The organism is Streptomyces sp. NPDC048461, from assembly GCF_055587105.1.
Genome location: NZ_JBVJGW010000015.1, coordinates 104087 through 119398, shown reverse-complemented (window position 1 = coordinate 119398; position 15312 = coordinate 104087). Strand labels below are relative to the sequence as shown.

11 protein-coding genes are annotated in these 15312 nt (G+C 74.1%); 3 read left to right on the top strand and 8 right to left on the bottom strand.

The genetic code is table 11. The annotated features are described in order from the left end of the window. Positions 1-10: 10 nt before the first annotated feature. From ACZ6S8_RS25015 to ACZ6S8_RS24980, 8 genes are all read right to left on the bottom strand, one after another. Positions 11-655 (bottom strand): 4'-phosphopantetheinyl transferase family protein, encoded by a 645-nt coding sequence (locus ACZ6S8_RS25015; protein WP_469459235.1) that lies wholly within the window; start codon positions 653-655, stop codon positions 11-13. Beyond that, complete coding sequence (locus ACZ6S8_RS25010; protein WP_469459233.1) at positions 655-4593, bottom strand: amino acid adenylation domain-containing protein; 3939 nt, start codon at positions 4591-4593, stop codon at positions 655-657. Before ACZ6S8_RS25010 ends, ACZ6S8_RS25015 begins: the two co-directional genes overlap by 1 nt. Positions 4594-4608: 15 nt before the next feature. Then, positions 4609-5820 (bottom strand): cytochrome P450, encoded by a 1212-nt coding sequence (locus ACZ6S8_RS25005; protein ID WP_469459230.1) that lies wholly within the window; start codon positions 5818-5820, stop codon positions 4609-4611. A 1-nt stretch (position 5821) separates the two neighbouring features. Further along, positions 5822-6043, bottom strand: coding sequence for an MbtH family protein (locus ACZ6S8_RS25000; RefSeq protein WP_469459394.1), 222 nt, complete (start codon positions 6041-6043; stop codon positions 5822-5824). A 67-nt stretch (positions 6044-6110) separates the two neighbouring features. Next, positions 6111-6860 carry a thioesterase II family protein gene (locus tag ACZ6S8_RS24995; RefSeq protein ID WP_469459228.1) on the bottom strand — a complete coding sequence of 250 codons (750 nt, stop codon included), beginning with the start codon at positions 6858-6860 and terminating at the stop codon, positions 6111-6113. Positions 6861-6863: 3 nt separating this feature from the next. Next, entirely contained in the window at positions 6864-8834 is a 1971-nt protein-coding gene (locus tag ACZ6S8_RS24990; RefSeq protein ID WP_469459226.1) for a non-ribosomal peptide synthetase, read from the bottom strand. Next, positions 8831-10339 carry an aldehyde dehydrogenase family protein gene (locus ACZ6S8_RS24985; protein ID WP_469459392.1) on the bottom strand — a complete coding sequence of 503 codons (1509 nt, stop codon included), beginning with the start codon at positions 10337-10339 and terminating at the stop codon, positions 8831-8833. The genes ACZ6S8_RS24990 and ACZ6S8_RS24985 overlap by 4 nt, the downstream gene beginning before the upstream one ends. A 157-nt stretch (positions 10340-10496) precedes the next feature. Continuing rightward, on the bottom strand, positions 10497-11462 hold the full coding sequence (locus ACZ6S8_RS24980) for an AfsR/SARP family transcriptional regulator (RefSeq protein WP_469459224.1): 966 nt from the start codon (positions 11460-11462) through the stop codon (positions 10497-10499). A 173-nt stretch (positions 11463-11635) separates the two neighbouring features. Between ACZ6S8_RS24980 and ACZ6S8_RS24975 the strand changes: the two genes are divergently transcribed. From ACZ6S8_RS24975 to ACZ6S8_RS24965, 3 genes are all read left to right on the top strand, one after another. Further along, positions 11636-13237, top strand: a complete 1602-nt coding sequence (locus ACZ6S8_RS24975; RefSeq protein WP_469459222.1) for a tryptophan halogenase family protein — start codon at positions 11636-11638, stop codon at positions 13235-13237. A 122-nt stretch (positions 13238-13359) separates the two neighbouring features. Beyond that, the gene (locus ACZ6S8_RS24970) at positions 13360-14019 is read left to right on the top strand and encodes a flavin reductase family protein (RefSeq protein WP_469459220.1); all 660 of its coding nucleotides are present in this window, start codon (positions 13360-13362) and stop codon (positions 14017-14019) included. After that, positions 14006-15286 carry a cation:proton antiporter gene (locus tag ACZ6S8_RS24965; RefSeq protein ID WP_469459218.1) on the top strand — a complete coding sequence of 427 codons (1281 nt, stop codon included), beginning with the start codon at positions 14006-14008 and terminating at the stop codon, positions 15284-15286. The genes ACZ6S8_RS24970 and ACZ6S8_RS24965 overlap by 14 nt, the downstream gene beginning before the upstream one ends. Positions 15287-15312: the final 26 nt, after the last annotated feature.

Below are 15312 nucleotides of genomic sequence, written 5' to 3'. Positions count from 1 at the left end.
GTCCAGTCTTTCAGCCGAGCAGCCGCAGCCGCGTCTCGTCGCGGGCCGCCACGCATCCGACGGCCCCGTCACCGCCCCAGTCCACCAGGTGCCAGCCCCGCCAGCGGGGCGGCTCCCGCCCGTACACGGGAAGGTCGAGGCGGGCCGCCTCGTCCAGCGTGCCCGCCCCGACCTTGACCAGGGACTCCTTTCTCACCCACTGGCGCAGGAAGGCGCGCCGCGGGTCGCCGGCCGCCCGCAGGGCGTCCAGTTCCCTCTCCGTACAGGCCAGTGCTGCCGTCCGCCAGTCCAGCGGACGGCCGTCCACGGCCTCCAGGTCCACGCCGACCGGACCGGGCGCCGCCGCGGCCGCGACCCAGCCCCGGCTGTGCGCGAGGCTGACGCCGGTGCCGGGGGCCTCGGCCAGGCTCGGCCTGCCGTGCGGCCTCGGGCACCTCCCGCAGCTCTGGACGACGGTGAGGCTCTGCGCCGGGCGGCCCAGGAGCCGCCCGGCGCAGAGCCTGACCAGGGCGTGGGCGGCCAGGAAGTCGTCCCGGTCGCCCGCCGACCGCAGGGCGCCGGCCCGGTCCAGTTCGGTACGGGTCAGCAGCTCCCGTACGTCCCCGGCCGCGGCCAGCACCGCTGCGGTCGGACCCGCCAGTGCCAGACCGGCCATCAGCGCCGGCGGCGCAGCACCGCGTAGTAGCCGGGCAGGCGCAGCGCGTCCGAGTCCGACTGCGGGTCGATGGCGTGCAGTTCTATCGCCTCGTCCTCGACGATCTCCCACGCGTCGGCGCCGAACGCCTCGGCGAGCTCGGGCCGGGTGAAGCGGTGCGAGTGCCGCACGCCGGCCGCTTCCAGCGGGCCGACCAGGTCCTCGGCCCGGCCGCGCTTGCCGCCGACGAACCCGAGGTAGCCGAAGGAGTTGCTGGAGTAGTCGGGCTCGTGGACGATCAGCGTCCCCTCGCTGCCCAGCAGGCGGCCGGCGATGTCGGCGAGCCGGGCCCGGGCCTCGCCGTCCAGGACGTGGAAGACGCCGCGGACGAAGATGTTGTACGGCCCCTCCCCCAGGACGGCGGCCTGGTCGGCGTCGGTCATGTCGATCGCCAGGTAGTCGACGTTGTCGACGCCCTTCGCCTCGCGCTTCGCGTGGTCGATGGCGCTGGCGGAGACGTCGACGCCGACGACCGAGGGGTAGTGCGGGGCGAGTTCGCGGCTGTAGCGGCCGTTGCCGCAGCCGAGGTCGATGACCGGCAGGCCGGCCCGGAAGTGGTTCTGGGCCTGGCCGAGCAGCCAGTGGAACTCCTCGCCGCTGTCGGCGTCCCAGATGACGTCGCCGCCCCGGCCGGTGCGCTGGATGCCGGCCCAGTAGCGCTCCCAGGCGTCGCCCGTGTCGCGCTCCTCGGCCTTGCCGGGGGCGGCGCTCTCGTCGCCGGGCGGCGGCGAGTGGCGCTCCCACGCCTCGTCCTCGGCGAGCGCCTCCAGCAGTGCGGTGAACTCCTCGAACATGGAGTCGATGAGCCCGTCGGGGTAGACCGCCGGCAGGAAGTCCCAGTTGAAGGTCAGCCCGTCGGGCTTCTCGAAGACCTGGAAGTCCAGGGAGACCTGCGGGGTCTGGGAGATCCCGTAGACGGGGGCGCCCAGCTCGGTCTCCTCGTACTGCGGCGGGTGGCCGGCCAGGCTGGTCATCACCACGGGCATGGCGGGGGCGAGGGAACCGCGCAGTTTGGTGAGCTCGCGCAGGACCTGCACGCCGCTGAAGTAGCGGTGTTCCAGGTCGGCCCAGAGCCGGCGCTGGACGGCCTGGGCCCGCCCGGCGAAGGTGTTGTCCTGCTGTTCGACGGCGAGCAGCAGCGTGGTCGTGGTGTCCGCGAGCAGCGCGTTGACCTGGGGGTGCAGCGGCAGCCGGTTGAAGAGGGGGAAGTTGATGGTGAAGCGGGCCTGGCCCGACGCCGTGCCCAGGATCTCGGCGTACGCGGCGGCCAGCACCCCGGAGGGGGTCACTTCCCGGGCGTGCGCCCGCTCCTGGATCCGGGTCCACAGGTCGGGGGCGACGACGTGGCTGCGCCGTTCGAAGCGGACGGGCAGCTCGGGGGCGTCGGCCGGCCGCTCGGGCAGGGCCGGGGCGGGCGGCAGCGTCGCGAGTCGGTCGCGCCAGTACCACTCGGAGCGGCGGTAGAGCTCGCTGTCCCGCAGGGAGTTCCCGACCGCGAGGACGTAGTCGCGGAACGTCAGCTCCAGCGGCGCCAGTTCGGCGCCGGGCTCCACGTAGTAGGTCACCAGGTCCGGGATGAGGACCTGGAAGTAGCTCCAGGCGTCGGCGACCAGGAAGTCCAGCGAGAGGTGGATCCGGGCCCGTCCGCCGCCGAGCAGGCTGATCCGTACGTCGAACAGCGGCCAGCTGTCGGCGTCCAGTACCTGGTGGGACAACCGCTCGCGCAGGGCGGCCAGTTCCTCGGTGCGGGACGCCTCGTCGAGCCCGCCGAAGTCGGTGACGGGGATCTCGTAGGCCGGGATCTCCTCGAAGACCTGCTGGGTGCCGTCGGGCAGGACCCGGGTGCGCAGCGCGTCGTGGCGTTCGACGAGCCGGCGCCAGGCGGCCTCGAAGCGGGCGACGTCGAGCTGCTCGCTCTCCCACTCGAAGTAGCCGTGGCAGCCGACGTTGCCGAGCTCGACGAGTCCGCCGCGCCCGATCCACAGGGCCTGCTGGCTCTCGGTGAGCGGGAACGGCTCGAAGCGTCCCGCCGGGTCGGGGACGATCGCCGGGAGTCCGCCGAACGAGCCGCGGGCGCCCGAGCGTTCGGTGGTGACGAGGGTGGCCAGCTCGGCGACGGTCGGGTAGGTGGACAGGTCGGAGAGGCTCAGCTCGACGCTGTAGCGGCGGCGGATCTCGTCGATCAGCTGGAAGGCGAGCAGGGAGTGTCCGCCCAGCTCGAAGAAGTTGTCGTGGATGCCGACGCCGTCGGTGCGGAACGCCTCGGCCCACAGGCGGGTGAGGCCGTCCTCGACCTCGTTGCGGGGGGCCTCGTACCCGGCGCCGACGCCGTCGCGGCCCTCCGGGGGCTCGGGCAGGCTGCGCCGGTCGACCTTGCCGTTGGGCAGGCGCGGGAGGGCCGGCAGGACGACGACGGAGGCCGGGACCATGTAGTAGGGCAGGGTGCGGGCGACGTCGGCGCGCACCGCGGCCGGGTCGGGCGCGGCCGCGCCGTCCGCCGACACGTAGGCGACGAGGCGCTTGTCGCCCGGGCCGCGCTCCTGGGTGACGACGACGGCCTCGGCGATCCCGTCGAGGCGGGCGATGTGCGTCTCCACCTCGCCGAGTTCGACGCGGAAGCCGCGGATCTTCACCTGGGAGTCGGACCGGCCGAGCAGTTCAACGGCCCCGTCCTCGCGGCGCCGCGCGAGGTCGCCCGTGTCGTAGAGCACCGGGTGCGGGTCGTCGCCGACGAAGTTGGGGTGGAACTTGGCGGCGGTGAGCTCGGGGCGGCCGTGGTAGCCGGCCGCGACGCCGGCGCCGGAGACGTGCAGCCGCCCGACCTCGCCCTCGGGCACCGGGGCGCCGTCCTCGTCCAGGAGGTGGACGCGGAGGTTGGCGATGGGCACGCCGACCGGGACCTGCCGGGTGGCCCGCACCTCGTCGGGGGTGGCCTGGCTGGTGAAGTCAGTGCCGGCACCGAGGTCGAGGCAGGACAGCACGTTGGTGGTCTCGGTGGTGCCGTACGTCATGACGACCCGGAAGGGGGTGTCGACGGGCGGCCAGCTGTGGACCCGCTCGGCCGTGGTCACCAGGATCCGCAGCGCCGTCTCCGCGGGCCACTCCAGGCCCCAGGCCGGCTCGGCGAGGGCGGCCACCAGCATGGTGTGGGTGATGCCCTCGCCCACCAGCCAGTCGCGGATCTGCTCCGGGGTCTGGGCCTGACCGGCCTCGGGGATGTGGATCGCGGCGCCGGCCGGCAGGTAGGCGAGCCACTCCATGATCTGGACGGCGAAGCCGGGCGTGGACATCCAGGAGGCGCGGTCGCCCTCCCGGACCCCGTACGCCCGCCGGGTCCAGTGCACGAGGTTGGTGAGCGCGCCGTGGCGTTCCAGGACGGCCTTGGGGGTGCCGGTGGAGCCGGAGGTGTAGATGAGGTGGCTGACGGTGTCCGGACCGGTCACGACGCCGGGAGCGGTGTCCGGCAGGCCCTGGCCGGCGGCGAACACCTCGGCCTGGGGCACGTCCTGCGGTATGCGGCGGCCGAGCTCGGCCGGGGTGAGGACCAGCAGCGGCGCGGCGTCGGCGATCATCGCGGCGAGCCGGTCGTCCGGGTTGACGGGGTCGAGGGCGACGACGGCCGCGCCCGTCTTGAGGACGGCGAGGGAGCCGATGACGTACTCGGCGCCGCGCGGGTAGCAGAGGCCGATCCGTTCGCCCGCGGCGGCGCCCCGGGCGATCAGGGCGTGGGCCAGCCGGTTGGTGACGGCCTCCAGTTCGGCGTACGTCCAGGAGCGGTCGCCCTGCGCGAGGGCCGTGGCCCGCGGGGTGCGGGCGGCCTGCTCGGCGAGCAGCTCGGGGTATCCGGTGGCGGGGAACGCCGTGTCGGAACGGTTGAAGTCGACGAGTGCGGTGGTCACAGTGCGGGCCCTTTCTTACTTCGCGAAGGCTCGGCTGCGCAGCAGCCGCACGGGGAGACTGTTGATCCCCCAGGTGAAGTTGGACGAGTTGAACGTGGCGGGTCCGGTCAGCTCGAAGCCGTCCAGGACGGTGAGCATCTCGGTGAGCAGCGCGCCGAGTTCGAAGCGGGCCAGGCGGGCGCCGAGGCACAGGTGGCGGCCGTGGCCGAAGGCGACGTGCCGGTTGGGCCGGCGGTCGACGCGGAAGGCGTGCGGGTCGGCGAACAGCTCCTCGTCCCGGTTGGCCGAGACGTTCCAGAGGGTGACCCGGTCGCCCGCGGCGATGCGGGTGCCGTTGATCTCGGTGTCGCGGACGGCGGTGCGCAGGGCGTGCACGCCGGGGGTGGTCCAGCGCAGGATCTCCTCGACGGCCGGGGCGATGCCCTGGGGGCCCAGGCCCCGCAGCAGCCGCCACTGGTCGGGGTGCTCGGCGAACATGTGCACGGCGCCGGCGGCCGAGTAGCGGGTGGTCTCGTTGGCTCCGGAGAGGACGCCGTTGAGGTTGAAGACGATCTCCTCGTCGCTGAGCGGCCGTTCGGTGCCGTCGCCCTCGTCGACGAGGGTGTCGTGGGCGATCTGGCTGACCAGGTCGTCGCCGGGGCGCACGCGCCGTTCGGCCAGCAGCTCGATGAAGTAGAGGAAGATCTCCGAGTGCGCGTTGGTGCGGACCGCTTCGTCCGGCGAGTCGAAGGCGCCGGTGGTCAGGGCTCCGATCCACGCCCAGTCGGCGCGCGGGATGCCCATCATGGCGCAGACGACCCGGTTGGGGAGCTGCTTGGCGAGGTCGATGAAGTCCAGCTCGTCGCGTTCGGCGGCCTCGGTCACCAGCTCGCCGACGACCTGCTCCACGAGCGCTTCCAGGCGGGGCATCTGCTGCGGGCCGAACGCCTGGTAGAGCGCCCGCTTGAGGCGGGTGTGGTGCGGGACGTCGGAGACGATCAGCATGCGCTGGGCGACGGCGGCGACGGCGGCCGGGTCGCTGCCCAGCCGCATGCCGCGCGCCGAGCTGAAGGTGTCGCTGTCGGCGTAGACCTTCACGATGTCGCGGTGCTTGCTCAGCACCCAGAAGCCGTCGTCGCCGCCGGGCTCGGGGTGCCAGTGGACCGGTGCGTTGGCCCGCAGCCAGGTGAAGACGGGCCAGAAGTCGTTGCGGGCGAAGGGGCCCGGGTCGAGCAGGTCGATCTTCATCTCAGGCTCCTCGCAGACTGAGCGGGCGGGTGTCGGGCCAGTGCGCGTCCACGAACGCGGCGCACGCGTCCTCGGTGCCGTCGAAGCCGGCCGGGGTCCAGCCGTCGGGCGTCTCGCGCGTGGCGGGGTACAGCGCGTACTGCCCCTCGTGGTTCACGAGGACCTGATGGGTGGTGGGCACGGTGTCCTCCGGGCTGGGGCGGGCGGATGCGGGCGGGCGGATCGCAGGGGTGGTGCCGGGCCGTGCGGGTGGTGCGGGGTGGTGCCGGGACGTGCGGGCGTGCCGTTCGTCAGGGGGTGGGGGCGAGCGGTGCGCCCTCGCCGCGCAGCAGGCCGGCCAGGTGCTCCAGGACGGGCTCGGGGCGGCGCAGTACGGCGTGGTGGCCGCCGGTGGTGCGGTGCCGGGCGAATCCGGCGGTGGTGACGGCGGCCCAGCCGTCGAGTTCCTCGGAGCTGACCGTCTCGTCGCCGTCGGCGCCCCAGGCGTGCACGGGCACGTCCAGGCGGTCGCCGGGGCGGTGGACGTAACTCAGCGACAGCCGGGCGTCCTTGCGGAGCATCGCGACCATCAGGTCGCGGGTGGCCTCGTCGAGGAGCGCGGGGTCGACGCCCGCCGTGTCGAAGAGCTTGTCCAGTTCCTCCGCGTCGTCGACGATGCCCCGGCCGGCCCCGTCCCAGAAGCCGGGGGCCCGGCAGCCGCTGACCACCAGGGCCCGCGGCCGCACGAGACGGGAGAGCTCGTAGCCGAGGAGCCCGCCGAAGCTGTGGCCGAAGACGATCAGCGGCCGGTCGGCGGCGACGGTGGCCGTCAGCTCCTCGGCCGCGGCGGCGACGGCCTCCCCGAAGGTGTCCGGCATGGGCTCGCGCCAGCGGTTCTCCCGGCCCGGCAGCTGTACGCCGTACACCTGGGCGGTGCCGGCCAGCCGGGGCTGCCAGGAGCGGAACTGCTGGCAGCCGGCCCCGGCCGGGGGCAGGCAGAGCAGCGCCGGGAGGGCGGCGTCCGCCGGGTCGGTGCTCCAGGTGGAGATCCAGGTGCCCACGGCTCAGGCCCCCTCGGCGGTGTCGTCGGCGGCCGGTGCCTCGCGGGCGGCGAGGAGCCGGTCCAGTTCGGCGGCGAACTCCGAGGCCGTCGGCCGGTCCAGGAGGGTGTCCAGGCCGACGCGCAGGCCGGTGATCCGGCGCAGCTCGGACACCGCCCGGGCCGCGGCCAGGGAGTGTCCGCCCAGCTCGAAGAAGTCGGCGCGCAGGTCCGGCACCTCGATGGCGAGCACCTCGGCCCAGACGCCCGTCACCAGGCGCTCGGTCGGGGTGGCGGCGGCGAACTCCCCGTGCGGCTCCGCCCCGGACTCCGGGGCGGACAGGGCCAGGGACAGCGCCTCGCGGTCGGCCTTGCCGGTGGTCAGGGTCGGGATCCGGTCGAGGACCCGTACGGTGCCCGGCACGGCGGCCGCGGGCAGCTGCTTGCGGCAGCGCTCCACGACGCGCGCGGACAGCCCGGCCGGGTCGGCGCCGGGTGCGGCGACCACGGCGAGGCCGAGGGACTCGCCCGAGGCGAGCGGGCAGCAGGCCGCGGCGACGACCTCGGGAAGCTCGGCGGCGACCCGCTCCACCTCGCCCAGTTCGATGCGGTGTCCGCGGATCTTGACCTGGTCGTCCCGGCGGCCCCGGTACTCCAGTTCGCCGCCGGTGCGGCGGACGACGACGTCACCGGTGCGGTACATGCGGGTGCCGCCGCCCAGGAAGGGGTCGGGCAGGAACCGGCTCGCGGTGAGTCCGGGGCGCCTGCGGTAGCCGCGCGCGACGGCGGGCCCGCCGAGGTAGAGCTCGCCCTCGGTGCCGGCGGGCACCGGGAGCAGGTCCTCGTCCAGGACGTACGCCCGGTAGCCGGGGAGCGGTCGCCCGATGGTGCTCACGTCGTCACCCCGTTTGCTGTCGGCCCAGGTCGCGGCGATGGTCACCTCCGTCGGCCCGTACACGTTCAGCAGCCGGCGGCCGCGGGCGTACCGCTCGGCCAGGGCGGCCGGGCAGGCCTCGCCGGCGACGAAGACCACCTCCGCCGCGTCGAGTCCGGAGCCGTGCGCGGCCAGCAGCGAGGGGGTGAGCGAGACGGTCCGCAGACCGGCGGGCAGGGCCTCTCGGCCCTCCGCGGCGGCCGCGCGCAGTCCGTCGAGGGACAGGTCCACCAGGGCCACGCCCTGGCCGTGGGTGAGGTAGAGCAGGGTGCACCAGAGCCAGCCGTCGAAGGCGGGCGAGACGGCGTTGAGCCCGAGCCCGCCGGGCGGCAGCCCGAGTCCGACGAGCGCCTCGACGAAGGTGTCCAGGCCCCGGTAGGTGACCTCGACGCCCTTGGGGCGGCCGGTGGTTCCGGAGGTGTAGATGAGGTACGCGCAGCCGTCGGCGGCCGGTACGGACACCGCGAGCGGGCCGGGCGCCGTACGGCGGACGTCGGCGGGGGTCAGCAGGCGGGCCGCGCCCGGCTCCAGCCCGTCGGGCGCCGCGGGGGCGACCAGTACGGCGGCGTCGGCGTCGCGCAGCACGTGGCCGAGGCGCTCGACCGGGTGGCCGGGGTCCAGCGGGACGGCGGTCGCGCCGAGGCTCCAGACGGCCAGCAGGGCGGGCACGCTCTCCCGGGAGCGGCCGAGGAGCAGTCCGACCGAGGTCTCGGGGCCGACGCCGGCCGCGGCGAGCGCGGTGGCGTAGCGGGCGGTGCGGGCGGTGAGCGCCGCGTAGGTGAGGGTGCCGTCCGAGGCCTTGACGGCGCTCTCGTCGGGCTGTTCGCGGGTCCACCGCTCCAGGCGCGCGAACAGCGGCGGGAGCGTCTCGGCCGCGGTCGGCCCGGCGACGGCTTCGCTGTCCGCAGTGCCAGCGCCCGCAGTGCCGGCGCCCGGGCCGGCCTCCGCCCACCCGGCGGGTGCCGGGTCGAACAGCTCCGGGCCGGCGGGGGCCGGGGTGTCGTCTGCCGGTGCTCCGGGGGCGGTGGCGCCCCCCGGGTACGCGGCGGTCCGCTCGGTCATCCGTCGTTCCTCTCCGTGTCCGCGGGGCGGGCGGCCGCGGTGGACCGCAGCCGCGGGCCCACCACCTGGCCGCCGCCCTGGGGCAGTTGCATCGACTTGGTCTCCAGGAAGGCCTCCAGGCCGGCCGTGCCGCACTCGCGGCCGATCCCGGACTGCTTGAAGCCGCCGAACGGGGCGGCCGGGTTGAACTGGCCGCCGTTCACGTCGACCAGGCCGGAGCGGAAGCGGCGCGCGACCCGCTCGGCGCGGGCGGCGTCGCCGGACCAGACCGCTCCGTGCAGCCCGTAGCGGGTGCCGTTGACGATCCGCACCGCCTCGTCCTCGTCGTCGTACGGGATGACCGAGAGGACGGGGCCGAAGATCTCCTCCTGGCCGATCGTGGTCAGCGGGTCGACGTCGGCGAAGATCGTCGGCTGGACGTAGTAGCCGGTGGCGAGGCCGGCGGGCCGGCCGGCGCCGCCGCGGACCAGGCGCGCGCCGCCCTCCTGCGCGCCGCGGCGGATGTACTCGGTGACGCGGGCGTGCGCCTCGGCGGACACCAGCGGGCCGAGGTCGGTGGCGGGGTCGCGCGGATCGCCGGTGACGTAGCCGTCCATGGCCTGCCCGGCGAGCTGGACGGCCTCGTCCTGGCGGTCGCGGGGCACCAGCAGGCGGCTCCACTGCAGGCAGGTCTGGCCGGTGTTGAAGAGCATCTGGTCGACGGTGGCGGCGACGGACGCCGCGAGGTCCGCGTCGTCGAGGACCAGGCTGGCGTTCTTGCCGCCGAGTTCGAGGTGGACGCGCTTGATGCGGTCGGCGCCCAGTGCGGACACCGCGCGGCCGGCCCGGGTCGAGCCCGTCAGGGAGACCACGTCGACCAGCGGGTGGGTCACCAGGGCGGTTCCGACGGTGGGTCCGGTGCCGACGACCATGTTGAAGACGCCGGGCGGCAGATCGGCCTCGGCGATCGCCTCGGCCAGCAGCCGGGCGTGCAGCGGGGTGATCTCGCTCGGCTTGTGCACCACGGTGCAGCCGGCGGCCAGCGCGGGAAGGATCTTCTGCACCGTCAGGAGCAGCGGGGTGTTCCACGGGGTGATGCAGGCGGCCACCCCGGCCGCCTCGCGCACCACCAGGGAGTGGCCCACGCGCTGCTCGAAGGCGTACGAGGCCGCGGTCTCCACGCAGTGCGCCGCCATGCCGAGGGAGAGCCCCACGTGGGTCTGGCGCGCCATCCGGGCGGGCGCCCCGACCTCCGCGGTGATCACGTCGGCGAAGCGGTCGGCGCGCACCTCCATGGCCTCCACGACCCGGCGCAGCAGGGCGGCACGCTCGCGGGGCGGGGTGGCGGCCCAGCGCTCGAAGGCGCCGGCGGCGGCGCGCACCGCGAGGTCGGCGTCGCGGACGGTGCCCGCGGGCACGGTGGCCAGGGCCCGTTCGGTACTGGGGTCGGTCACGACGAGGCGGCCGTCCGCGTCGGAGGCGGTCCAGGCGCCGCCGATCCACTGGTCGTCGTGGCGCGGGGGCAGGGGGGTCCCGCCCGGGTCGGATCTGCGCAGGCCGGAGTCCTGCGGCGCGGTGGGCACGGTCAGCACGGTCACGGTGGAGTCCTCACTCGGTCACGGAAAGCGCGGGGATCGCGGGGATCGCTGCGTCGCGGAATCACGCGGGTGCCCGGACGGCGGCTCAGTCGGCCGTGCGGGCCAGGGCGGCCGGGGCCCTGTTGTCGGGCCGGGCCCGCCGCACCGGGCGGGCGAGGGCGGTCGTACGGGGATCCGCACCCCAGGCCGCGGCGGCGGGCCGGCGGGCCGGGGACCTCAGTGCGCGGACGGTGGCGGGGGCGCTCTCGGGGGCGGGGGTCCGGGCGGCGGCCGGGATCAGGGCGCGCAGGAGCTGCTGGGTCTCGCGGCCGGGCGCCACGGCCAGCTCGTCGCGCATCCGGCGGGCGCACAGCTCGTACCAGCGGCGCACACAGGCGAGTTCGCCCCGGCGGCCGTGCGCGGACATCAGCGCGCGGTACGTCTCCTCGTGGTGCCGGTCGATCTCCAGCGTGCGCATGCACAGCTCGATCAGCTCGACCGCGTCCTCGCGGGCCTCGGCGTCGGCCCGCAGCACGCCGAGGGCCCGCAGCGCGAGCGCCCTGAGGTACTCGCGCTGTTCGACGACCCAGTCGGCGTTCTCGCCGCGCAGGAACTCCCCGCCGTACAGGTCGAGGGCCGCCCGCAGCCGGGTCCGGGCGAGCGGGGCGTCCCGGGCGACGGAGGCCCGCAGGCCGGTGTGCACGAGCTCCTGGAACCGGTCGAGGTCGGACCACAGGCCGTTGACGTGCAGGACGTAGCCGAAGTCGCGGTAGACCAGGCGGATGCCCGAGTCGCCCGGCCGGTCGGGGTGGGCGTCGAGCACCCGGCGCAGGGCGTGGGCCGCCACCTTCAGGGAGCTGCCCGAGGTGCTGTCGGTGCCGGGCCACAGGGACTCGTACAGCCGGTCGCGGGTGAGCATCTGGCCGCGGTGCACCACGAGGTACTGGAACAGGCCACGGGCCTTGCCGGCCCTCCAGCGCTCCACGCGGGCGCCGTTGACGGTCAGTTCGAAGTCGCCGAGGAACCGGACCCGTACCCTCGGCTCCGCTGTCTCGATCGCTGCGGTGCTCATGGAGCCCTCCCCGTGGTCTGCGCCTGCCGCTCTGCCTGCGACGAGTGTGTTCGGGGGGTCTACAAGCGCTCTACAACGGCCGGAAGCGCACTGTGTAGAACGGTGAAAGGCCGGTTCTCCACCCTGATGAGCACGACCACCCGAACCGCCGACTCCGAAATGAGGGCTGTTTCATGACCAGCACCGACACCCGGCTTCAGAAGGTCGTCATCCTGGGCGGCGGCACGGCCGGCTGGATGACCGCCGCGTATCTCGGGAAGGCGCTCCAGGGCACGGTCGACATCACCGTCCTCGAGGCGCCCTCCATTCCGCGCATCGGCGTCGGCGAGGCCACGGTGCCCAACCTGCAGCGGTCGTTCTTCGACTACCTGGGCATCGCCGAGGACGAGTGGATGAGGGAGTGCAACGCCAGTTTCAAGATGGCCGTGCGCTTCGTCAACTGGCGCACCGGAGGGCAGGGCGAGGCGACGGCGCGCGAGCTCCCCGGCGGCGGCCCGGACCACTTCTACCACCCGTTCGGACTGCTCCCGGACTACGACCACACCCCGCTGTCGCACTACTGGTTCAAGCGGAAGTACGAGGGCCGCACCACCGAGCCGTTCGACTACGCCTGCTTCCGCGAACCCCCCGTGATGGACGCGATGAAGGCCCCGCGCTGGCTCGACGGCCGGCCGGCCACCCGGTACGCGTGGCACTTCGACGCCCAGCTCGTGGCCGACTTCCTGCGCCGTTTCGCCACGGAGAAGCAGGGCGTCAAGCACGTGCAGGACGAGATGACGCGCGTCGAGCAGGACGACCGCGGCTACGTGACCCGGCTGCACACCAGGGGCGGACTGGCCCTGGAGGCCGACCTGTTCGTGGACTGCTCGGGCTTCCGCGGCCTGCTCATCAACCAGGCGCTGGCGGAGCCGTTCATCGACATGAGCGACCACCTGCTGTGCGACAGCGCGGTGGCCACCGCCGTCCCGCACGACGACGAGGCGAACGGCGTGGAGCCGTACACCTCGTCGATCGCGATGTCCTCCGGCTGGGCCTGGAAGATCCCCATGCTGGGGCGCTTCGGCACCGGCTACGTGTACTCCAGCAAGTTCGCCGACCAGGACACCGCCACCCGCGAGTTCGCGGACATGTGGGGCCTGGACGTGGAGGAGACGAAGTTCAACCACATCCGCTTCCGCGTCGGCCGCAACCGCCGCGCGTGGGTGAAGAACGTCGTCAGCATCGGTCTGTCGTCCTGCTTCCTGGAGCCGCTGGAGTCGACGGGGATCTACTTCATCACCGCGGCGATCTACCAGCTGGCCAAGCACTTCCCGGACAAGACCTTCAACAAGGGGCTGATCGACAGCTTCAACAACGAGATCGAGGTGATGTTCGACGACACCCGCGACTTCATCCAGGCGCACTTCTACTACGCGCCGCGCAACGACACCCCGTTCTGGCAGGCGCAGAAGACGCTGACACTCCCGGACAACATCCAGCAGAAGATCTCCGCCTACAAGGCCGGACTGCCCATCAACTCGCCGATCACCGACGAGTCCACCTACTACGGCAACTTCGAGGCGGAGTTCCGCAACTTCTGGACGAACGGCAGCTACTACTGCATCTTCGCGGGCCTCGGTCTCGAACCGGACGCCCCGCTGCCCTCCCTCGCCCACCGGCCGGAATCGGTCGCCGGCGCCGAGCCGCTGTTCGACACCGTCAAGCGCCAGCAGCAGAACCTGCTGGAGACCCTGCCCAGCGCATACGACTACCTGCGCCAACTGCACGGCGCGTAAGGCCTCCCGGTCGCCCGCCCGCCCCACGGGCGCGGCGGCCGGCCCCCGCTCCCACGGCCCGGCAGCACGGCTCTCCCGCCGGCTGCCGGGCCGCAGTGTTTCAGCCACCTCAGGAGTCAGACATGCCCCACCACTCCGCGCCCCATCCCGTCGCACCCCAGCAGGCGCCGCCCGCGTCGCCGGACGCCCCGGACGAGTCCGCGGCCGCCGGCCGGCGGGCCGACCTGCGTCCCTTCATGGCCGCCTTCCCCACCGGGGTGTCCATCGTCACCACGCTGGACTCCGACGCCGCGCCCCACGGCCTGACCTGCAGCTCCGTGGCGAGCGTCGCGCTGGAGCCGCCCACCCTGGTGGTGTGCATACGGGCCGCGAGCCCGACGCTCGCCGTGCTCCTCGCCCAGGGTCACTTCGCGCTCAACCTGCTCCACGAGCGGGCCCGCGGCACCTCCGACCTGTTCGCCTCCGGAGCGGCCGACCGCTTCGACCGCACCGAGTGGCGGCTGCCGCTGGGCGCGGGCGGCCCCCACCTCACCGAGGACGCGCACGCCGTCGCGGACTGCACCGTGGTGCGGACCGTCGCCTTCGGGGACCACACGGCCGTGTTCGCCGAGGTCGGACGGGTGACCGTACGGGACGATCCGCAGCCGCTGCTGTACGGGCTGCGCCGTTACGCGCTCTGGTCCGAGGCCGCCGCGGCGCCGCCGCCGGCCGCCGTCTTGCCCGCCGTCCCGCTCGTCCGGCCCGCCGCAACCGCCGAAGGAGGTACCCGTGTCATCCGCTGACCCGATGCCCGCGCTCCTGGTCGCCGTCCCCGTGGTGATCCTCGCCTGCCAGGCGGGGGCGGCCCTCTTCCGGCGCTTCGGCCAGCCGCCGGTCGTCGGTGAGATCGCGACCGGCATCCTGCTCGGCCCCTCGCTGCTGGGCTGGATCTGGCCGGACGCCCAGCACTGGCTCTTCCCGCCGGCCGTGCTGCCGTACACCTCCGTGCTCGGCCAGCTCGGGCTGCTGGCCTTCATGTTCCTGGTCGGGCTGGAACTCGACCTGAAGAGCCTGCGCGGGCACACCCGCGTCGCGGTGGCCGTCAGCCAGGCCGGCATGCTGCTGCCCCTGGCCCTCGGCGCGCTCCTCGCGGTCGCGATGTACGGCGACTTCGCGCCGGACGGGGTGGGGCAGGTCCCGTTCACGCTGTTCATCGCGGTGGCCATGAGCATCACCGCGTTCCCCGTCCTGGCCCGGATCCTCATCGACCGGGGGCTGTACGGGACCCCGCTCGGCGCGCTCGCCATGGCCTGCGCGGCCGTGGACGACGTCGTCGCGTGGTGCCTGCTCGCCCTGGTGGTGGCCCTGGCCTCCGCCGGCTCCCCGATGGAGGCGGCGACCACCGCGGCGCTCGCCGTGGCCTTCACCCTCGTGATGTTCTACCTGGTGAGGCCGCTGCTGGCGCGCTGGGCGGCCCGGGCCGAGCGGTACCAGGACGGGATCGTGCTCGTCGCGCTGTTCAGCGGGCTGAGCCTGTCGGCGCTGGCCACGGACCGGATCGGCGTCCACGCCCTGTTCGGCGCGTTCCTGTTCGGGGTCGTCACCCCGCGCACGGGCCACCGCATCGAGGCGTCCGCGGCGCGGCTGCGGGCCTTCACCGTTCCCGTGCTGCTGCCGCTGTTCTTCGTCCACACGGGGCTGCGCACGGACATCGGTGGCCTGACGGCCACGCCCGAGCTCTGGCTCTGGGCGGGGGCGATCCTCGTGGTCGCCGTCCTCGGCAAATGGGGCGGCGCGACGGCCGCGGCCCGCGTCTGCGGAAGACCCTGGAGGGAGTCGATGTCGATCGGGGCGCTGATGAACTGCCGGGGGCTGACCGAGCTGGTGGTCCTCAACGTCGGCCTCGAACTCGGCGTCATCGGGCCGGAGCTGTTCACCATGCTCGTGCTGATGGCGCTGGTGACGACGGCCGCCACCAGTCCGGCCCTGACCCTGCTCCGCTCCGGGAAGGCGCCCCGTCCGGCCACCCCGGTCAAGCCGGTGCCCGAGACCGCGCTCTCCGGCCCCTGACGGGCGGCCGGACCCGGCGCCGCCGC

What these genes read in the sequence shown, in the direction of transcription:
- ACZ6S8_RS24970 (WP_469459220.1), top strand. Translation starts at nt 13,360, where the DNA reads ATGCCCCACCACTCCGCGCCCCATCCCGTCGCACCCCAGCAGGCGCCG.
- ACZ6S8_RS25005 (WP_469459230.1), bottom strand. Translation starts at nt 5,820, where the DNA reads ATGAAGATCGACCTGCTCGACCCGGGCCCCTTCGCCCGCAACGACTTC.
- ACZ6S8_RS25015 (WP_469459235.1), bottom strand. Translation starts at nt 655, where the DNA reads ATGGCCGGTCTGGCACTGGCGGGTCCGACCGCAGCGGTGCTGGCCGCG.
- ACZ6S8_RS24975 (WP_469459222.1), top strand. Translation starts at nt 11,636, where the DNA reads ATGACCAGCACCGACACCCGGCTTCAGAAGGTCGTCATCCTGGGCGGC.
- ACZ6S8_RS24990 (WP_469459226.1), bottom strand. Translation starts at nt 8,834, where the DNA reads ATGACCGAGCGGACCGCCGCGTACCCGGGGGGCGCCACCGCCCCCGGA.
- ACZ6S8_RS24980 (WP_469459224.1), bottom strand. Translation starts at nt 11,462, where the DNA reads ATGAGCACCGCAGCGATCGAGACAGCGGAGCCGAGGGTACGGGTCCGG.